This is a genomic window from uncultured Pseudacidovorax sp., from assembly GCF_913773995.1.
GTDB lineage: Bacteria > Pseudomonadota > Gammaproteobacteria > Burkholderiales > Burkholderiaceae_C > Xenophilus.
This window is the reverse complement of record NZ_CAJYES010000244.1, coordinates 1-18,684: the sequence shown is the minus strand read 5'-3', so window position 1 is coordinate 18,684 and position 18,684 is coordinate 1. Positions and strand designations below refer to the sequence as shown.

Annotated in this window: 18 protein-coding genes; 9 read left to right on the top strand and 9 right to left on the bottom strand. The window is 68.2% G+C overall.

The window, feature by feature from the left end; translation table 11 throughout:
* Positions 1-38: 38 nt before the first annotated feature.
* The 5 genes from QZ772_RS22930 to pncB form a co-directional block, all read right to left on the bottom strand.
* Complete coding sequence (locus QZ772_RS22930) at positions 39-1,220, bottom strand: MFS transporter (RefSeq protein ID WP_295531547.1); 1,182 nt, start codon at positions 1,218-1,220, stop codon at positions 39-41.
* Positions 1,217-2,590, bottom strand: a complete 1,374-nt coding sequence (rmuC, locus tag QZ772_RS22925) for a DNA recombination protein RmuC (protein WP_295531544.1) — start codon at positions 2,588-2,590, stop codon at positions 1,217-1,219. Before rmuC ends, QZ772_RS22930 begins: the two co-directional genes overlap by 4 nt.
* Positions 2,591-2,598: 8 nt before the next feature.
* A complete protein-coding gene (locus tag QZ772_RS22920) occupies positions 2,599-3,594 on the bottom strand; it encodes a D-glycerate dehydrogenase (RefSeq protein WP_295531541.1) in 996 nt (331 codons plus the stop codon).
* Between the two features lie 67 nt (positions 3,595-3,661).
* On the bottom strand, positions 3,662-5,044 hold the full coding sequence (locus tag QZ772_RS22915) for a sodium:proton antiporter (RefSeq protein ID WP_295531595.1): 1,383 nt from the start codon (positions 5,042-5,044) through the stop codon (positions 3,662-3,664).
* 59 nt (positions 5,045-5,103) lie between these two features.
* Entirely contained in the window at positions 5,104-6,321 is a 1,218-nt protein-coding gene (gene pncB / locus QZ772_RS22910; RefSeq protein ID WP_295531539.1) for a nicotinate phosphoribosyltransferase, read from the bottom strand.
* 210 nt (positions 6,322-6,531) lie between these two features.
* Here pncB and QZ772_RS22905 point away from each other — a divergent pair, with 210 nt between their 5' ends.
* Complete coding sequence (locus QZ772_RS22905; RefSeq protein ID WP_017758917.1) at positions 6,532-6,765, top strand: CsbD family protein; 234 nt, start codon at positions 6,532-6,534, stop codon at positions 6,763-6,765.
* Between the two features lie 63 nt (positions 6,766-6,828).
* Entirely contained in the window at positions 6,829-7,239 is a 411-nt protein-coding gene (locus QZ772_RS22900; protein ID WP_295531537.1) for a hypothetical protein, read from the top strand.
* Between the two features lie 105 nt (positions 7,240-7,344).
* On the opposite strand, the gene QZ772_RS22895 is transcribed toward QZ772_RS22900, so the two are convergent.
* Positions 7,345-7,782: a thioesterase family protein gene (locus QZ772_RS22895; protein ID WP_295531536.1), complete on the bottom strand. Its 438-nt coding sequence runs from the start codon at positions 7,780-7,782 to the stop codon at positions 7,345-7,347.
* A 161-nt stretch (positions 7,783-7,943) separates the two neighbouring features.
* Between QZ772_RS22895 and QZ772_RS22890 the strand changes: the two genes are divergently transcribed.
* The 5 genes from QZ772_RS22890 (at position 7,944) to QZ772_RS22870 (ending at position 15,533) form a co-directional block, all read left to right on the top strand.
* Positions 7,944-8,501 carry a phasin family protein gene (locus tag QZ772_RS22890; RefSeq protein ID WP_295531533.1) on the top strand — a complete coding sequence of 186 codons (558 nt, stop codon included), beginning with the start codon at positions 7,944-7,946 and terminating at the stop codon, positions 8,499-8,501.
* Positions 8,502-8,635: 134 nt separating this feature from the next.
* The gene (locus tag QZ772_RS22885; RefSeq protein WP_295531530.1) at positions 8,636-9,394 is read left to right on the top strand and encodes a 3-hydroxyacyl-CoA dehydrogenase; all 759 of its coding nucleotides are present in this window, start codon (positions 8,636-8,638) and stop codon (positions 9,392-9,394) included.
* 100 nt (positions 9,395-9,494) lie between these two features.
* Complete coding sequence (gene dnaG / locus QZ772_RS22880) at positions 9,495-11,408, top strand: DNA primase (RefSeq protein ID WP_295531527.1); 1,914 nt, start codon at positions 9,495-9,497, stop codon at positions 11,406-11,408.
* Between the two features lie 343 nt (positions 11,409-11,751).
* Positions 11,752-14,160, top strand: a complete 2,409-nt coding sequence (gene rpoD / locus QZ772_RS22875; RefSeq protein ID WP_295531524.1) for an RNA polymerase sigma factor RpoD — start codon at positions 11,752-11,754, stop codon at positions 14,158-14,160.
* A 98-nt stretch (positions 14,161-14,258) separates the two neighbouring features.
* Entirely contained in the window at positions 14,259-15,533 is a 1,275-nt protein-coding gene (locus QZ772_RS22870) for a multidrug effflux MFS transporter (RefSeq protein WP_295531522.1), read from the top strand.
* Positions 15,534-15,581: 48 nt separating this feature from the next.
* On the opposite strand, the gene aroQ is transcribed toward QZ772_RS22870, so the two are convergent.
* Complete coding sequence (aroQ, locus tag QZ772_RS22865; RefSeq protein ID WP_294368886.1) at positions 15,582-16,031, bottom strand: type II 3-dehydroquinate dehydratase; 450 nt, start codon at positions 16,029-16,031, stop codon at positions 15,582-15,584.
* Between the two features lie 110 nt (positions 16,032-16,141).
* The gene (locus tag QZ772_RS22860; protein WP_295531519.1) at positions 16,142-16,543 is read right to left on the bottom strand and encodes a PaaI family thioesterase; all 402 of its coding nucleotides are present in this window, start codon (positions 16,541-16,543) and stop codon (positions 16,142-16,144) included.
* 203 nt (positions 16,544-16,746) lie between these two features.
* On the opposite strand from QZ772_RS22860, the gene QZ772_RS22855 reads away from it, so the two are divergent.
* Both QZ772_RS22855 and QZ772_RS22850 read left to right on the top strand, forming a co-directional pair.
* Positions 16,747-17,346 carry a DM13 domain-containing protein gene (locus tag QZ772_RS22855; protein WP_295531516.1) on the top strand — a complete coding sequence of 200 codons (600 nt, stop codon included), beginning with the start codon at positions 16,747-16,749 and terminating at the stop codon, positions 17,344-17,346.
* Positions 17,343-17,813 (top strand): TfoX/Sxy family protein, encoded by a 471-nt coding sequence (locus tag QZ772_RS22850; RefSeq protein WP_295531513.1) that lies wholly within the window; start codon positions 17,343-17,345, stop codon positions 17,811-17,813. Before QZ772_RS22855 ends, QZ772_RS22850 begins: the two co-directional genes overlap by 4 nt.
* 19 nt (positions 17,814-17,832) lie before the next feature.
* Here QZ772_RS22850 and QZ772_RS22845 read toward each other — a convergent pair.
* Positions 17,833-18,684: PA0069 family radical SAM protein (locus QZ772_RS22845; protein WP_295531510.1), on the bottom strand; the 852-nt coding region annotated here is incomplete at its 5' end.

Here is an 18,684-nt window from a genome sequence, read left to right as displayed (position 1 = left end):
CGCCGCGGCCGGCCCCGCACGCGGCCGCGCTGCGGCACTCAGCCGCGGTGTTCGTCGGGTGCCTGCAATCCACGCACGGCCGGGGTGCCGACCGCCATCACCGCGCCCACGACCCAGAACACGCCCGCCACGCCGATCAGCGCACCGAGCGAGCCGAAGAGCAGCGGCATCACCACGCTCGACGCATTGATGGTCATGAGCCGCAGACCCAGCGCCTCGCCCTGGCGGTGGTGCGGCGTGATCTGGTGCAGCATGCTCATCACCATCGGCTGCACCGCGCCCAATGCAAAGCCCAGCAGCACCGAGCACGCCCCCATCGCCCACGGGTCGCGCAGCAGCGGATAGAGCGCGAACACGGCCAGCACCACCAGGTTGGAGGTCAGGATCACCTGCCGCTCGGTGGCCCGGGCGGCCAGCACCGGCAGCAGCATGCGCACCAGCGCCGCCGCAATGGCAAAGCCGCCCAGCAGCGTGCCGATGACCGAGGCGCCCAGACCCCGTTCGTGGCCCAGCAGCGGCAGCACGAAGGCATGCACATCCCAGCTGCAGGACTGCATCCAGTTGACGAAGAGCAGGCGGCGGAACATCGGCTCGCGCAGCAGGTCCCAGGCGCGCGTGCCGGGCGCATGGACGGCGGGCGCGGCCGAGGGCGCTTCCCGCGTGGGCCGCACCAGCATCCAGCACGCCAGCGGCAGCGTCGCCAAGAAAGCGAAGCAGATCGCATAGGCCCGCGCATCGCCGGCCGTGCTGCCGGCATGGTCGATCAGCAGGCCGGCCGCGAAGGGTCCGAAGAAGTTGGCACCGGCCGGAGCGATGGCCAGCCAGCTGAACACCTGCCGCAGTTGCGCCGTGCCCTGCGCCGCCCGACCCACATGCCGCTGCAGCGCGATGACCGTGGCGCCGGTGGCGCCGCCGGTGAGCAAAGCCGACACGCACATGGCCGGAAAGGCGGGCCACAGCAGCGGCAGCAACGCGCCGACGAAGGCGGCGGTCACCGCCAGCGCCATCGGCCGCTTCAGCCCATGCCGGTCCACGTAGCGGCCGGCCGGCAGGGCCAGGAAGACCTGCGTCAGCGCGAACAGCGCGATCAGCACGCCCACCGAGGCCGCCCCGTGGCCCTGCTGCAGCATCAGCAGCGGCGCCGCCAGCCGGATGCCGGCCATGGTGGCATGCAGGCAGACCTGCGCCGCGATCAGTCGCGCGAGTTCGGCGCCGCTCACGGGGCGCCGCCCTCCTCGACCTCTTCTGCGTCGGCCGCCGCCTCGGCCGCCGTGGGCAGCAACTGCTGCGCCTGGGCCTCGGGCAAGGCTTCGACGCTGCGCAGCTTGCGGGTCAGCACATTGGTGCGGGTCTGCGTCTGGTCCAGCGTGTTGAGCACGGTCTGGGTCTGGCGCTTGACCTTGTCCAGCACCTCGCCGAACTTCATGAACTCGGTCTTGACGGCGCCCAGCACCTGCCAGACCTCGCTGCTGCGCTTTTCGAGCGCCAGGGTGCGAAAGCCCATCTGCAGCGAATTGAGCATGGCCAGCAGCGTCGTGGGGCCCGCCAGCGTCACGCGGTGATCGCGCTGCAGCGCCTCCATCAGGCCCGGGCGGCGCAGCACCTCGGCATACAGGCCTTCGGTGGGCAGGAAGAGGATGGCGAAGTCGGTGGTGTGCGGCGGGCACACGTACTTCTCGTGGATGCCGCGGGCTTCCAGGCGGATGCGGGTTTCGAGCGCCTTGGCCGCCGCCTCCACCGCCAGCGCGTCGGCGCGCTGCTGGGCATCGAGCAGGCGCTCGTAGTCCTCGTTGGGAAACTTCGCGTCGATGGGCAGCCACACCGGCGTGCCGTCGGCGCTTCGGCCCGGGAGTCGGATGGCGAAGTCCACCACCTGGCGCGACTCCGGATGGGTGGCGACCTGGGCCGCGTACTGCTCGGGCGCGAGCACTTGTTCCAGCAGAGCGGCGAGCTGGGCTTCGCCGAACATGCCGCGGGTCTTGACGTTGGTCAGCAGGTGCTTGAGGTCGCCCACGCCCTGCGCCAGCGTCTGCATCTCGCCCAGGCCCTTGTAGACCTGCTCCAGCCGCTCGGCCACCTGGCGGAAGCTCTCGCCCAGTCGCGCTTCGAGGGTGCTCTGCAGCTTTTCGTCCACCGTCTGACGCATCTCCTCCAGCTTGGCGCTGTTGCTGGCCTGCAGCTGGGCGAGTTGCGTCTCCATGGTCTCGCGCACTTCGGCGATGCGGCGGGCATTGGCTTCGGAAAGGCCCTGAAGCTGGCGGGTGAGCGTCTCGGCCAGCGCCTGACGCAACGTGCCGATCTGCTGCGCGAAGGCATCGAGTTGCGCGTTCTGCGTCCGCGTGGCCTCGGCGCCCTGGGCCAGCAAGGTCTGCTGGAAGGTGGCCAACGCGGCGGCGCTTTCCTGGCGGCTGGCGCGGGCGTTGTCGGCAATCTCGCGGCGTAGTGCGCGCTCGTTGCGCTCCAGCATCGCCTGGATCGGCGCCTCCAGCGCGCCCGCGTCAGGCTCGGCAGGCCGACGCAGCAGCAACACGGCCAGCAGGACGAGGTTCAGGAGCCCGAGGCCGAGCAGCAGCCCGTCCTGCAGCGTCATCCCCTCCGTCATTGGCCGCGCACCCGGCCCAGCACCTGCGGATTGACGGGCGTGCGCGGCTGCCCGGTGGTGAGGAAGGCGATCAGGTTGTCCACGGCCAGATCGGCCATGGCGCGGCGGGTGCCGATCGTGGCGCTGGCGATGTGGGGGGTGAGCACCACGTTGGGCACACCCAGCAGGTCGGGATGCACCTTGGGCTCGCCCTCGAACACGTCAAGGCCGGCGGCGGCAATGCGCCGGTCCTTCAGCGCCTGGGCCAGGGCCGCGTCGTCCACGATGCCGCCGCGGGCGATGTTGACCAGCGTGGCCGTGGGCTTCATCAGCGCCAGTTCCGCCGCGCCGATGCTGTGGTGGTTGGCGGGCGTGTAGGGCAGCACCAGCACCAAGTGGTCGGCGGTGCGCAGCAGCTCGTCCTTGGCGACATACGTCGCCTTGCATTCGGCCTCCAGCTCGGGCGAGAGGCGCGAGCGGTTGTGATAGATCACCTTCATGCCGAAGCCGTGCGCACCGCGCCTGGCGATGCCCTGGCCGATGCGGCCCATGCCCAGGATGCCCAGCGTGCTGCCGTGCACCTCGGCGCCCGCGAACATGTCGAAGGACCATTTCGTCCATTGGCCGGCGCGCAGGAAATGCTCGCTTTCGGTGATGCGCCGGGCCGTGGCCATCAGCAGCGCGAAGCCGAAGTCGGCCGTGGTCTCGGTCAGCACATCGGGCGCATTGGTGCCCAGCACGCCGCGGGCCGTCATGGCGTCGACGTCGAAGTTGTTGAAGCCCACCGCCATGTTGGCGCAGATGCGCAGCTGCGGACAGGCGTCGAGCACCTCGGCGTCGATGCGCTCGCTGCCGGTGGTGAACACGCCCACCTTGCCCTGCAGGCGGCGGATGAGCTCGGCCTTGGGCCAGAGTTCGTCGGAGGGATTGGTCTCGACCTCGAAATGGTCTGCGAGGCGCGCCACGGCGTCGGGAAAGATCGCGCGGGCGACGAGGACCTGGGGCTTGCTCATGGAAGAGTCCGTTTTTTTAGATGGCGGCCGGTGCGCGGAATCGGGCCGGTCGACGGCCCGCCCGCGCTCAGCGGAAGAAGATGAAAGTGACGAGCACGAACAGCGGCAGCAGCACCGCGCCCGACCACGCCATGTAGCCGAAGAAGCTGGGCATGCGCACCCCGCGGTCCTCGGCGATGGCCTTGACCATGAGGTTGGGCGCGTTGCCGATGTAGCTGTTGGCGCCCATGAACACGGCGCCGGCCGAGATGGCGGCCAGCGTCGCGGCATGGGTGGTCATGAGGGTGGCGGGGTCGCCACCCGCGGTGTTGAAGAACACCAGGTAGGTCGGTGCGTTGTCCAGGAAGGAGCTGAGCAGCCCCGTGGCCCAGAAGTACATGGCGGGCTCGGGCTGGCCGTCGGGCCGGGTCACGGCCGCCACCACGGCGCCGAAGGGGCCGGCCGTGCCGGCACGCAGCATCGCGATCACCGGCACGATGGTCAGGAAGATGCCGGCGAAAAGCTTGGCAACCTCCAGCATGGGGCCCCAGCCGAACTGGTTGGCCGCATGCACCTCGCGCCTGGTCAGCGCCAGCGACAGCAGCGTCACGCCGATGAGGCCGGCATCGCGGATCAGGCCGGGCAGGCCGACGGGCGTGCCCATCACGTCGAAGGCGACGTCGCTGCGCCACAAGCCGCTCATCAGCACCAGGCCCAACACCACCGCCAACAGCGCGAAGTTGACCTGGCCCTCGAAGCGCACGCCGCGCGTGTCGGGCGTGGGGTCGACGGGCATCACGCCCTCGTTGCGGTAGTAGAAGCGGTCGAGCGCGAAGAAGATGCCCAGCAGGCACAGCAGGACGAAGCCCGTGTCCGGCAGCAGGTGCCAGGTGGTCCAGAAGAAGTCGACGCCCTTGAGGAAGCCCAGGAACAGCGGCGGATCGCCCAGCGGCGTGAGCGAGCCGCCCACGTTGGAGACGATGAAGATGAAGAACACCACGACATGCGCCTTGTGCTTGCGGTTGTCGTTGGCGCGGATGAGCGGGCGGATCAGCAGCATCGACGCGCCCGTGGTGCCCATGATGCTCGCCAAAAGGCCCCCGATGGCCAGCAGCCCGGTGTTGAGCCCCGGAGAGCCGTGGAGGTTGCCCCGGATGTAGATGCCGCCCGACACCGTGAACAGCGCCGTCAGCAGCACGATGAAGGGGATGTACTCGGCCAGCAGCGCGTGCACCACCTGCGCACCCGCGAGCCCCGGGCCGAACACGGCCGCAAACGGCAGCAGGAAGGCCAGCGCCCATGCGGCGGCGACCTTGCCGAAATGGTGGTGCCAGAAGGTCGGCGCCAGCAGTGGCATCAGCGCGATCGACAGCAGGATGCCGGCGAAGGGCAGCCCCCACAGGGGTGACAGCACAGCGCCGTCGAAGGAGGCAGCCTGGGAAAGCGTGGGGGCTGCCAGCGCAGCCCCCAGGAATGCCCGCGAAGGGCGAAAACGGCGGAGAGTCGAGGTCACGGCAGATCGGTGTGGGCTCAGGGCGTGGCGGGCTGGGGAATTTCGAACACCTGGCGCAGGTAGGCGAGGTACTTTTCGTCGTCGCACATGCCCTTGCCGGGCGTGTCCGAGAGCTTGGCGACCGGCTGGCCATTGCAGCGGATCATCTTGATCACGATCTGCAGCGGCTCGTAGCCCAGGTCGTTGGTGAGGTTGGTGCCGATGCCGAAGGCCAGCTGGCAGCGCCCCCGGAACTGGCGATAGAGCTCGATGGTGCGCGGCACCGTCAGGCCGTCGCTGAAGATCAGCGTCTTGGTGTGCGGATCGACCCGGTTGGCCACGTAGTGGGCAATCATGCGCTCGCCCCATTCGAAGGGGTCGCCGCTGTCGTGCCGGGCACCGTCGAAGAGCTTGCAGAAGTACAGGTCGAAGTCGCGCAGGAAGGCGCTCATGCCGTACACGTCGGACAGCGCGATGCCCAGGTCGCCGCGGTATTCGCGGGCCCACATCTCGAAGCCGTAGATCTGGCTGTCGCGCAACCGCGGGCCGAGCGCCTGGCAGGCCTGCAGGTACTCGTGCGCCATGGTGCCCAGGGGAATGAGGCCGAGCTTCATCGCGAACAGCACGTTGCTGGTGCCGGCGAACTGCGGCAGGCGCTCGGCGGCGCGCGGCTGCGGGCTCACGGCACCCAGCTCTGCCGTCAGCGTCCGCAGCACCTCCTCGTGCCAGGTCTTGGAGAAGCGGCGGCGGGTGCCGTAGTCGGCGATCTTGAGGTCCTCCAGGCCGCTTTCCTTCAGCTGCCCGATCTTGGCCTGCAGGCGCTGGCGTCCTTCCTCCAGGTCCGGCTGCCGGTGCGTATTGCGGAAGTACACCTCGTTGACGATGGCCAGCACCGGGATCTCGAACAGGATCGTGTGCAGCCAGGGGCCCTTGATGTGGATGTCGATCTCGCCGGTGGCGGCATCGGGCACGATCTCGATGTACTTCTCGTTGAGCTTGAACAGGCCCAGGAAGTCGACGAAGTCGCTCTTGATGAAGCGCATGGAGCGCAGGTAGGCCAGTTCCGCGTCCTTGAAGTGCAGGCTGCACAGCGCCCTCACCTCCTCGCGGATCTCCGCAGCCAGCCGGGCCAGGTTGACGCCGGGGTTGCGGCACTTGAATCGGTACTCGACCTTGGCGCCCGGAAAGTGGTGCAACACCACCTGCATCATCGTGAACTTGTACAGGTCGGTGTCGAGAAGGCTCTGGATGATCATGAAACGGCTCGGCGCGCGGCGGCGCGGTTGTCTCCCCGGGAATGTGTGCGATCCCCGGCCCGGGACGGGTGGGGCGGATTATCACGGGCATGGTGCGCCTGCGCCTACGAACCCTCCTTTGGGCGTCCTACCGGGCGGACGCAGGCTGCCCACCAGAGTGCATAGCACGGCGGCACCCACGGTGCCCCGCAAGCAACCAAAGGAGATCCCATGAACAAGGACATCATCGAAGGCAACTGGAAGCAGTTGAAGGGCAAGGTCAAGGAGCAGTGGGGCAAGCTGACCGACGACGACTTCGACGTTGTGGCCGGCAAGCGCGACCAACTGCTGGGCAAGATCCAGGAGCGTCATGGCGTGAGCCGTGACGAGGCCGAAGCTCAGGTCAAGGCCTGGGAAAGCGCCGAAGGCCGCACCCCCGCCGCCCTCTGGATGGAAAAGTACTGAGCCACCGGCCAGTCCTGACAGAACCCCCTCCCCATTTCAATCGTTGCCCAAGGAGCACCAACCATGAAGAAGACCGCATTCACCCTCGCCATCGCCACCGGCTGCCTGTTCGGCGCCGTCCAGGCCAGCGCCATGACCAAGGACGAGTACAAGGCCGAGAAGGACAAGATCTCCGCCCAGTACAAGGCCGACAAGGCCCAGTGCGACACGCTGAAGGAAAACGCCAAGGACGTGTGCGAGAAGGAAGCCAAGGGCAAGGAAAACGTCGCCAAGGCTGAGCTGGAGCAGTCGTACAAGCCGAGCAATAGCCACAGCAAGAAGGTCGCCGAAGCCAAGGCCGACGCTGCCTACGACGTGGCCAAGGAAAAGTGCGACGACATGAGCGGCGACGCCAAGAACGCCTGCCAGTCGCAGGCCAAGGCTGACCATGAAAAGGCCAAGGCCGACATCAAGGCCATGGTCGCCAAGAAGTAATTTGTCTCCTCGCGTTTGACGGAAGCGCTTTGGCGGCACCTTCGGGTGCCGCTTTTTTATGGGCAGTCCCGGGCTTGCCCTTCGCCTTCCGGGACCCGCCTGCCGTCAGCGAAGCGTTTCGAGCACTTGCATCAGCGCCGCGGGCAGGCCCACGGGCCGCTGGCTGACGCGGTCGACATAGACGTGCACGAAGTGTCCCTGGGCTGCGGCGGTCGAGGCGCCTTCGGCAAATAGCCCCACTTCATAGCGCACGCTGCTGCTGCCTACATGGGCCACGCGGACTCCGGCTTCGATGGTCTGCGGGAAGGCCAGCGGGGCGAAGTAGTTGCATTGCGTCTCGACGACAAACCCCACCGTGCTCCCGGTGTGGATGTCCAGGGCGCCGCGCTCGATCAGCAGTGCATTCACCGCCGTGTCGAACCAGCTGTAGTAGATGACGTTGTTGACGTGGCCGTAGACGTCGTTGTCCATCCAGCGGGTGGTGATCGATCGGAAGGCGCGGTAATGGTCGCGCGGCTGGGGCGTAGGGCGGGCGCTGCTCATGGCGGCGATTCTGCCGGGCGCCCCGAATAGGGGCTGTCACCTAAAAATGCTGCATCGCAGCAAAAACCCTTGAGATCGCCGCTGGCCGCTGCCATACTTCATCCCATGTTGCAGCGCAGCAAACGCCGCAACCCCACTTCCACCCCCTCAAGGAGCTCACCATGGCACTCACCGCCGACCAGATCATCGCCGTCCAAAAGGCCAACATCGACACGCTGTTCGGTCTGACGACCAAGGCCTTCGAAGGCATGGAAAAGCTCATCGAGCTGAACGTGACCGCCTCCAAGGCCGCCCTGAGCGAAGCCGCCGGCACCGCCCACGCGGTGCTGGGCGCCAAGGACGCGCAGGAACTGCTGGCCCTGCAGGCCAGCATGATGCAGCCGATGGCCGAGAAGACCGCCGCCTACAGCCGCCACCTGTACGAAATCGCCCAGGGCACCAGCGCCGAGTTCACCAAGGCCTTCGAGAGCAAGGCTGTGGAAGCGCAGCAAGCCATGGTCGGCCTGATCGACAGCGCCGCCAAGAACGCCCCCGCCGGCTCCGAAACCGCCGTCGCCATGATGAAGAGCGCCGTGGCCGCCGCCAACAACGCTTTCGAATCCGTCCAGAAGGCCGTCAAGCAGGCCTCCGACGTGGCCGAAGCCAACTTCAACGCCGTCTCGACGCAGGCCATGAACGCCGCCAAGACCGCCACGAAGACGGCCACCGCCAAGCGCTGATTTCTTGCTGGTTGTCTCCTTGGGTCCTCACGGGATCCATTCGGCCCCGCCTCGGCGGGGCTTTTTTTCGTCCGCCGTCGCCGCCGGCCCGCTCCTATCATGGCGGTTTTGCCCGCAACAAGGAGACAGCATCCATGCAGATCAAGGACAGGGTTTTCATCGTCACCGGCGGCGCCTCGGGCCTGGGTGAAGGCACGGCGCGCATGCTGGCCGAGAACGGCGCCAAGGTGGTGGTCGCCGACATGCAGGCGGACAAGGGCGAGGCCGTGGCCGCCGAGATCGGCGGGCGCTTCGTCCGCTGCGACGTGAGCCAGGAGGCCGATGGCCAGGCCGTCGTGGCTGCGGCGCTGGAGCTCGGCAAGCTGGTCGGCTTGGTCAACTGCGCCGGCATCGCGCCGGCCGAGAAGACCGTCGGCAAGAACGGCCCGCACGCCCTGGCCGTGTTCGAGAAGACGCTGCGCGTCAACCTGCTGGGCAGCTTCAACATGATCCGCCTGGCGGCCGACGCCATGGCGAAGAACGAGCCCGAGGCCACCGGCGAGCGCGGCGTGCTGATTTCCACCGCCAGCGTGGCCGCCTACGACGGCCAGATCGGCCAGGCCGCATATAGCGCCAGCAAGGGCGGCGTGGTGGGCATGACGCTGCCCATCGCCCGCGATCTGGCGCGAAGCGGCATCCGAAACATGACCATCGCGCCCGGTATCTTCGGCACACCCATGCTCTTCGGCATGCCGCAGGACGTGCAGGACGCGCTGGCCGCCAGCGTGCCCTTCCCTTCGCGCCTCGGCACGCCCGCCGACTACGCCAAGCTGGCCAGGCACATCATCGAGAACGACATGCTCAACGGCGAGGTCATCCGCCTGGACGGCGCCATCCGCCTGGCGCCGCGCTGACCCTTTACGGGCCGGGCGGACGGCTTTTCGCCGATACTTCCGCCTCGCCCGAGGGGGCGCCATCCGACCGGAGGCGCCCCTTTTTCGTTGGTTCTTCCGCATGGCCATCCCCGAATCCTTCATCCAGGAACTGCTCACACGCACCGACATCGTCGAGATCGTCGGCCGGCATGTGCAGCTCAAGAAGGGCGGCGCCAACTTCATGGGGCTGTGCCCCTTCCACGGGGAAAAGTCGCCGTCCTTCTCGGTCAGCCCGACCAAGCAGTTCTATCACTGCTTCGGCTGCGGGGCCCACGGCGATGCGATCCGCTTCCTGATGGAGCACACGGGCGTCGGCTTCCGCGACGCGGTGCAGGACCTGGCCGGCCAGTACGGCCTGCAGGTGCCCGACGACGATCCCCTCTCGCCCGAGCAGAAGGCCCAGGTGGCCGCGCGGCGCGAGCGCCAGGCCACGCTCACCGACGTGCTGGAGAAGGCCGGCGACGCCTACCGCCGGCTGCTGCGCGATTCGCCCCGCGCCGTGGACTACCTCAAGCGCCGCGGCGTCTCGGGCGCCATCGCCAAGCGCTTCGGCCTGGGCTACGCGCCCGAAGGGTGGCGCACGCTGGCCGGCGTCTTTCCCGACTATGCCGATGCGCTGCTGGTCGAGAGCGGCCTGGTGATCGCCAGCGACGAAGGCGAGGATGGCAAGCGCTACGACCGCTTCCGCGACCGGGTGATGTTCCCGATCCGCAACGTCAAGGGCGAATGCATCGGCTTCGGCGGCCGGGTGCTGGGCGACGAGAAGCCCAAATACCTCAATTCGCCCGAGACGCCGGTCTTCAGCAAGGGCCGCGAGCTCTACGGCCTGTTCGAGGCCCGCACCGCCCTGCGCGACCATGGCTACGCGCTAGTCACCGAGGGCTACATGGACGTGGTGGCGCTGGCCCAGCTCGGCTTTCCCAATGCGGTGGCGACGCTGGGCACGGCCTGCACGGACGACCATGTGCACAAGCTGTTCCGCTTCACCGATTCGGTGGTGTTCAGCTTCGACGGCGACGCCGCCGGCCGGCGCGCCGCCCGCAAGGCGCTGGAGGCGGCCCTGCCCCACGCCACAGACGTGCGCAGCGTCAAGTTCCTGTTCCTGCCCGAGGAGCACGACCCGGACAGCTTCATCCGCGAGAACGGCGAGGAAGCCTTCGCCCGGGCGGTGGCGCAGGCCGTGCCGCTCAGCCGCTTCCTGCTCGAGGCGGCGCGCGAAGGCTGCGAGCTGGGCAGCGCCGAAGGGCGTGCCCGCATGGCCAGCCAGGCCCGGCCGCTGTGGCAGGCGCTGCCCGAAGGCGCGCTGCGCCAGCAACTGCTGGCCGAATTTGCCCAGGCCGCGCATCTGGAGCCGGCGGGGCTTCAGGCGCTGTGGGCGGGGCAGACGCCACCGCCCTCGCCCGCCGCCACCCGCGACGAGCATGCGCCGCACGACTTCCATGGCGACGCCATGCCCCCCGCTTGGGACGACGGCACGCCCGCGCAGCCGCGCTGGTCCTCGCAGCGCCGCGGCAAGCGGCCCTTTCCTTCGGCCCCGCCCCGCCCCGCGGGCCCGCGGCCCAAGCCGGCCAGCCGTGCTGACCATGCCGCGCGCCTGATACTCGAACGCCTGGAGGCCTGGGAGCATCTTTCGGGCGAGGAGCATGCCCTGCTCTGCGGCCTGCCTCCGCCCCACGGCCCGCTGTTCGCCTGGCTGGAAAGCTGCCTGCACGAATACGGTCCCCTGGAATGGCCGCAACTGCGCGCCGACATGGCCGGCCAGGACTTCGAGGACATGGCGGTACGCCTGATGGCCGGTCCGGCCGGCACCGCCACCGATGCCGAGTGGGACGCCGAATTGCGCGATCTGCTCGACCGCATGCTGATCGAGCACCTCAAGGCGCAGGAGACCGAGGCCATCGCCGCAGCCGGCCGCGATCCGCAGGCACTCGCCCGCTATCGGGAACTGCTCACGCGCCGCCTGGCGCTCGAGAAGAAGCAGCGCGCCGGCTGAGCTGGCCCGCCGCCCGGCTTTTTCGGAAGCGAAATGTCGTGCCAATGGCGCAGTCAATCCCCCGCTGCGTGCGTAGGAATTGATTGACAAAGGTATAATCCACGGCTCGTCTCGGCAAGAGCGACAGCAGCACCTCCGGACCCTGGCCCACCGATGCCCCAGTGCACGACCGGCCTCCTTTCTTCCGCAAGGGCTTGCATTCCAAATGTTCGCCCCCCCATCTTGCCTGGCGTGCCGATCACGCGGTCCTTGCGTCCCCATCGGCACTCTCTCGCTGCGCCGGCCTGACGGCGCCTGTTGATTCAATTTTCTTTCTGTGGGTCCTCATGGGCCCTGGGGTCCTATGCCTGCTCAAAAGTCCGGAAAGACGACGACAACCGCCGCCGCCAAGCCCGCCGCCAAGACCAAAACCTCGGCCGCCGTGGTCGCGCCTGTGAAGGCGACCACCACCACCACCCCGGCCAGCAAGTCCGCCACGAAAGCCAAGTCAGTGCCCGCCACGAAGTCCCCTGCCAAAGCCGAGAAGGCCACCGAAGAACTGAAGAAGACGACCGCCAAGGCCGCCGCCGTCGCCACGGTCGACGAAGCCGCCGTGCCCGCCAAGAAGAAGCCGGGCCGCCCGCCCAAGGCCGCCGCCGAAAAGGAAGGCGCCACCACGGGTGCCAAGCGTGGCCGCAAGCCCAAGGCCGCCGCGGCCGAGGCCAAGGATGTCGAGGAGGACTTCTCCGACGTCGAAGCCGAATTCGCCGAGGAAGAGACGCCCGAGCCCGAGGCCGCCACCACGGCAACGGTCGAGAAGGCCAAGCCGCTGCGCATGAAGATCAGCAAGGCGAAGGAACGCGCCTTGATGAAGGAATTCGGCCTGGACGAGACCGTCCTGTCCGAAGAAGACATGGCCAAGCGTCGCCAGCGCCTGAAGACGCTGATCACGCTGGGCAAGACCCGCGGCTACCTGACCCAGGGCGAGATCTCCGACCACCTGCCCGACAAGCTGGTCGACGCCGAGACCATGGAAGTCGTGGTCACCATGCTCAACGACCTGGGCGTGGCCGTGTACGAGACGACGCCCGACGCCGAGACGCTGTTCCAGAACAACGTCACGCCCACGGCCGCCACCGTCGAAGAGGCCGAGGAAGAAGCCGAAGCGGCCCTGTCCACCGTGGACAGCGAATTCGGCCGCACCACCGACCCGGTGCGCATGTACATGCGCGAGATGGGCACCGTGGAGCTGCTGACGCGCGAGGGCGAGATCGAGATCGCCAAGCGCATCGAAGGCGGCCTGCAGGACATGATGGCCGCCATCAGCGCCTCGCCTGCCACGATTGCCGAGATCCTGCGCATGGCCGCGGACATCCGTGAGGGCAAGGTCGTCATCTCCACCGTGGTGGACGGCTTCTCCAACCCGAACGAGGCCGACGACTATGTGGCCGAGGAAGACTTCGACGAGTTCGACGCCGAGGACGACGACGACGGCAACGGCGGCTCCAAGGCGCTGACCAAGAAGCTCGAGGAGATGAAGAACGAGGCGCTCTCGCGCTTCGACAGCATCGCCTCGCTGTTCGAGAAGATCCACAAGATCTACGACAAGGAAGGCTACGGCACGCCGGCCTACCAGAAGGCGCAGCAGTCCCTGTCCGAAGAGCTGATGACCATCCGCTTCACGGCCAAGACCATCGAAAAGCTGTGCGACATGCTGCGCGGCACTGTGGAAGACGTGCGCAAGAAGGAGCGCGAGCTGCGCCGCATCATCGTGGAGAAGTGCGGCTACCCGCAGGAAGACTTCATCCGCGACTTCGGCGGCATCGACAAGAACGGCAACCGCGTGCAGACCAACCTGCTGAACCTGCAGTGGATCGAGAAGCAGTCCTCGGCCGGCAAGCCCTGGAGCGCGGTCATGCAGCGCAACATCCCCCCGGTGCAGGAGCTGCAGCAGCAGTTGACCGACATTCAGTCGCGCGTGGTGGTGCCGCTGACCGAACTGAAGGAAATCAACCGCCGCATGAACGCCGGCGAGAAGTCCTCGCGCGATGCCAAGAAGGAGATGATCGAGGCCAACCTGCGCCTCGTGATCTCCATCGCCAAGAAGTACACCAACCGCGGCCTGCAGTTCCTCGACCTGATCCAGGAAGGCAACATCGGCCTGATGAAGGCGGTGGACAAGTTCGAATACCGCCGCGGCTACAAGTTCTCGACCTATGCGACGTGGTGGATCCGCCAGGCCATCACCCGCTCGATCGCCGACCAGGCGCGCACCATCCGCATCCCGGTGCACATGATCGAGACGATCAACAAGATGAACCGCATCTCGCGCCAGCATCTGCAGGAGTTCGGCTTCGAGCCGGACGCCTCGATCCTGGCCGAGAAGATGGACATCCCCGAGGACAAGATCCGCAAGATCATGAAGATCGCCAAGGAGCCGATCTCCATGGAAACGCCGATCGGCGACGACGACGATTCGCACCTGGGCGATTTCATCGAGGACACCAACAACACCGCGCCCATCGAAGCCGCCATGCAGGCCGGCCTGCGCGACGTGGTCAAGGACATCCTGGACTCGCTCACCCCGCGCGAAGCGAAGGTGCTGCGCATGCGCTTCGGTATCGAGATGTCCACCGACCACACGCTGGAAGAAGTGGGCAAGCAGTTCGACGTGACGCGCGAGCGCATCCGCCAGATCGAGGCGAAGGCGCTGCGCAAGCTCAAGCACCCGAGCCGCTCGGACAAGCTGCGTTCGTTCATCGACACGCTGTAAGCGCGAGACCCGCTGACCGCTGACGCGGCGCCTCAGGCTCCGGAAGGGGCCGAGGCGCCGTTTTCATTGGGGCATCGAGACACAAGAAAGAGACACGCATGAATCCCGAAGCCGACAAACTCTGGCGCGCCCCGCGCTGGGCCCTGGCCATCCTGCTGGCGGTGCTGGGCATGCTCGGGCCCTTCTCCATCGACACCTACATCCCGGCCTTCTCGGGCATCGCGCGCTCCATCGGCGCCACGCCCACCGAGATGCAGCAGACGCTGTCGGCCTACCTGTTCGGCTTCGCCTTCATGAACCTGTTCCACGGCGCGCTGTCGGACAGCTTCGGCCGGCGGCCGGTGGTGCTGTGGGGCCTCCTGGTCTTCACGCTGGCCTCGCTGGGCTGTGCGCTGTCGCAGACCATCGGGCAGCTGGTGTTCTTCCGGGCCCTGCAAGGGCTGTCGACCGGCGCGGGCATCGTGGTGTCGCGCGCCGTGGTGCGCGACATGTTCCCACCCGCCGACGCGCAGAAGGTGATGGCGCAGATCACCATCTACTTCGGCCTGGCGCCGGCCATCGCGCCGATCATCGGCGGCTTCCTGCTGGTGCATGCGGGCTGGCACAGCATCTTCTGGTTCCTGGTGGCGGTGGGCATCGTGCTGCTGGTGGCCAACTGGAAGCTCCTGCCGGAGACGCTGCACACCAGCCAGCGCCAACCCTTCGCCGTGCGCGACCTGATGCGCGGCTACTGGCAGCTGTGCTCCGACCCGCGCTTCCTGCTGCTGGCGCTGGCCAGCGGCGTGCCCTTCAACGGGCTCTTCCTCTACGTGCTGGCGGCCCCGGCCTTCCTGGGCGACCACCTGGGTCTGGCGCCCACGCAGTTCTTCTGGTTCTTCGTGCTCAACATCGGCGGCATCATGCTCGGCGCATGGGCCAGCGGTCGCATGGCGGGCAAGGCCAAGCCCAAGCGGCAGATCCGCGACGGCTTCGTGGTGATGCTGCTGACCTCGGTGGTCAACGTGGTGGCCAATGCGCTGCTGGTGCCGCAGGCCTGGTGGGCGCTGTGGCCGCTGGCGGTGTTCGGCTTCGGCTGGGCGCTCATGGTGCCGGTGGTGACGCTGCTGGTGCTGGATCTGCATCCCACCCGCCGGGGCATGGCCTCGTCGCTGCAGGCGGTGATCGGCTCCACCGCCAATGGTGTCGTCGCAGGCCTGATCGCACCGCTGGTCATGCACTCGCCGATGGCGATGGCGCTGTCGTCGTTGCTGATGATGGGCGTCGGGCTGATCGCCTGGACCTGGCTGCACCGACGTTGGCCCGAAATCGGCCGCGACAGCACCGCCGCGGCGGCACCACTGCCCGTGGAAGCGACGACGAAGCTGGAGTCCTGACGGCGCGGCCGCAGCGGCCGCGGCGCGGGCGTCGACGCCGTCGATCGATCAGCTGCTGACGCGCACCAGGGCCTCGATGGCCAGCGGATAGCCCTTCACGCCCAGCCCGACGATGATGCCGCGCGCCGCGGGCGAGATGTACGAGTGGTGACGGAAGGATTCGCGCGCATGCACGTTGGAGATGTGCAGCTCGATCAGCGGCACGCTGGCGCCCTTGATGGCGTCGTGCAGCGCGATGGAGGTGTGGGTGTAGGCGCCCGGGTTCATCACCACGCCGAGCATGCGGCCGGCGGCGACCTCGCGGCCGGCTTCGTGGATCCAGTCCAGCAGCACGCCTTCGTGGTTGGACTGGCGGCATTCGATCTCCACGCCCAGCGCGGCGCCCGCCTCGGCGCACATGCGCTCCACATCGGCCAGGGTTTCATGGCCGTACTGCGCAGGTTCACGCGTGCCGAGCAGGTTGAGGTTGGGGCCGTTGAGGACGAGGATCTTCTTCATGCGAGGTCTCTGGGCGTTGCGCCGCGGGAAAAGGGTGCGGCATCTTAAATAAGACGGCTGACCTGGCCCCCGGGCTGGCGCCCGGCATCGACGCCCCGGCCCCCGCCGGCTCAGTGCCGTGGCCGCAGCAGCTTGCCGGTGGACGACGCGCGCGCCAGCAGCCGCCCGGCCTCGTCGAACAGTTCGGCCTCCAGGAAGACCACGCTGCCACCCCAGCGGATCACTCGGGCTTCGGCTTCCACGGGCGCCACGCGCACGGCTTCAAGAAAGCTGGTCTTGATCTCCAGCGAGGCCAGGCCCACGCCCCGCTCGCGCGAGAACACGGCGAAGGCCATGGCGTTGTCCAGCCATGCGGTGACGAAGCCGCCCTGCACCACGGTGCCCTCCGTGTGGGCGAACTCGGCGCGCGGCGCGAAGCGCACCCGCGCGCGGCCCTGGCCGTCGCTGGAGAGCAGACGCTCGAAGCCGATGGCACGAAGCAGCGGCTGGGTGTGGATTTCGATGTCGGTCATGGGTTGCGGGAGTTGGAGCCAAGAAGCGCGAGGCAGCATAGCCTCGGCGGCCGGTGCGAGGATGTCGCCCGCATGCCTGGCGTGGGCACGGTGCGCCCGGACGTCCGCGGCATCCGGGTCAGGCCCCTGCAGGAGGGCTTGCATAGAATCTGCGCCCACCCGCGCGCGGCGTCGCGCGTCCCGCCTGCGCTTCGCTTTCCCTGATGACCTCTCCTGTTCCGCCGCCGCCCACCGGTGCGCGCCGCCTGCCCGTCCGCATCCTGACTCACGGTGCCGCCCTGCTCGTCGGTCTGCTGCTCGGCACTGGCCTGGGCATCTACTGGCTGCCGATCCTGATCGCACCGCCCGCCCCCACCGAGGCCCAGGTCGGCACAGTGGCTGCCCAGGCGGCCTACAAGGTGGCGATGCGCGGCGACCTGAAGGGCAACGACCTGCTGCACTGGGCACAGGGCGAGTTGATGGTGGGCCCCTGGGCCATCGCCCTGCGCGGTTCCGTGGCGCCGGGGCCGGATTACCGGCTCTATCTTTCGCCCACCTTCGTGCAGACCGCAGAGGAGTTCGAGCAGCACCGCAGCGAGATGGTGCAGGTCGGCCAGGTGCGCACCTTCGACAACTTCATCGTCACGCTGCCGGCCACCGTGGACATCGGCAGCCACACCACGGTGGTGATCTGGTGCGAGGCCTTCGGCAAGTTCATTGGGGCCGCACGCTACCGCGAACCGGATGCGGCGCCTCCCGCGTCAGCCCCGCCGGCCGGTCCGTTGGCGTCGCCCGCAGGCCCTGCGGCGCGGCAGACACCATGACCGATCGCCCGGCCCGTTCCCGTCCACCGGGCGCGCCGGGCCGTTCGCCCAGCCTGTTCGTCCAGAACCTGCACGAGGTGCTGGCGCCGCTGGGCCGCATCGAGGCCCGCGCCATGTTCGGCGGCCACGGCATCTACCACGAAGGGGTGATGCTGGCGCTGGTGGTGCGCGACACGCTGTACCTCAAGGTGGACACACAGACCCAGGCCGACTTCGACGCCTTGCAGCTGCCGCCCTTTTCCTATCAGCGCCAGGGTGCCCCCGCGACGATCCCGTCGTTCCGCCAGGCGCCGGAGGGCATCTTCGACGACGCAGAGATGGCCCTGGCCTGGGGACGCAGTGCCTACGAGGCCGCATTGCGAGCCCAACGCGCCAGACCGCCGCGTGTCCGCAGGCCCAACACCGCTGCACCGCGAGCTGTGAAGGCAACCGACCAACGCTCGGCCGCCCGGAAGACGCCTCGCTGAAGCGCGGTGGACGGTCGGCTCAGAACAGATTGCCCTGCCCTTCGGCCCCCAGCGGCCGGAACAGCGACGTGTCCATGCCGATCCGCTCGCGGTTGAAGCCCAGCCGCGCCGTCGCCTTGGCAAAGCGTTGCGCCACCAGTTCGGCCCACAGGCCGCTGCCCTTCATGCGACTGGCGAAATCGGCGTCGTAGTCCTTGCCGCCGCGCATGTCCTGGATGCGCGCCATCACCCGCGCGGCGCGCTGCGGGTAATGCAGCGCCAGCCATTCCTTGAAGAGCGGCGCCACCTCCCAGGGCAGGCGGATGACGGTGTAGAACGCGCTGCGGGCACCGGCGGCCCAGGCCGCCTCCAGCACCTGCTCCAGGTCTTCGTTGAGGAAGGGAATCTGCGGTGCCACGCTCACACCCACCGGAACGCCCGCCTCGGCCAGGGTGCGGATGGTGCGCAGCCGGCGCGCCGGCGAGGCGGCACGCGGCTCCAGCCGCCGCGCCAGATCGGCATCGAGCGTGGGGACGGTGACGTACACCGCGGCCAGACGCTGCGCCGCCATGGGGGCGATCAGGTCCAGGTCTCGCTCGACACCGCTCGACTTGGTGACCAGCGCGAACGGATGCCGCGCCTCCTGCAGCACCTCGATGACCGAGCGGGTGAGGCGCAGCTCGCGCTCGATGGGCTGGTAGCAATCGGTCGCTGTGCCGATGGCGACGTGAGAGGGCCGGTAGCCGCGACGGCCCAGTTCGCCCCGCAGCACCTGCGCGATGTTGCGCTTGGCGATGAGTTGGGTCTCGAAGTCCAGCCCGGGCGACAGGTCGAGGTAGCTGTGCGTGGGTCGGGCGAAGCAATAGATGCAGCCATGCTCGCAGCCGCGATA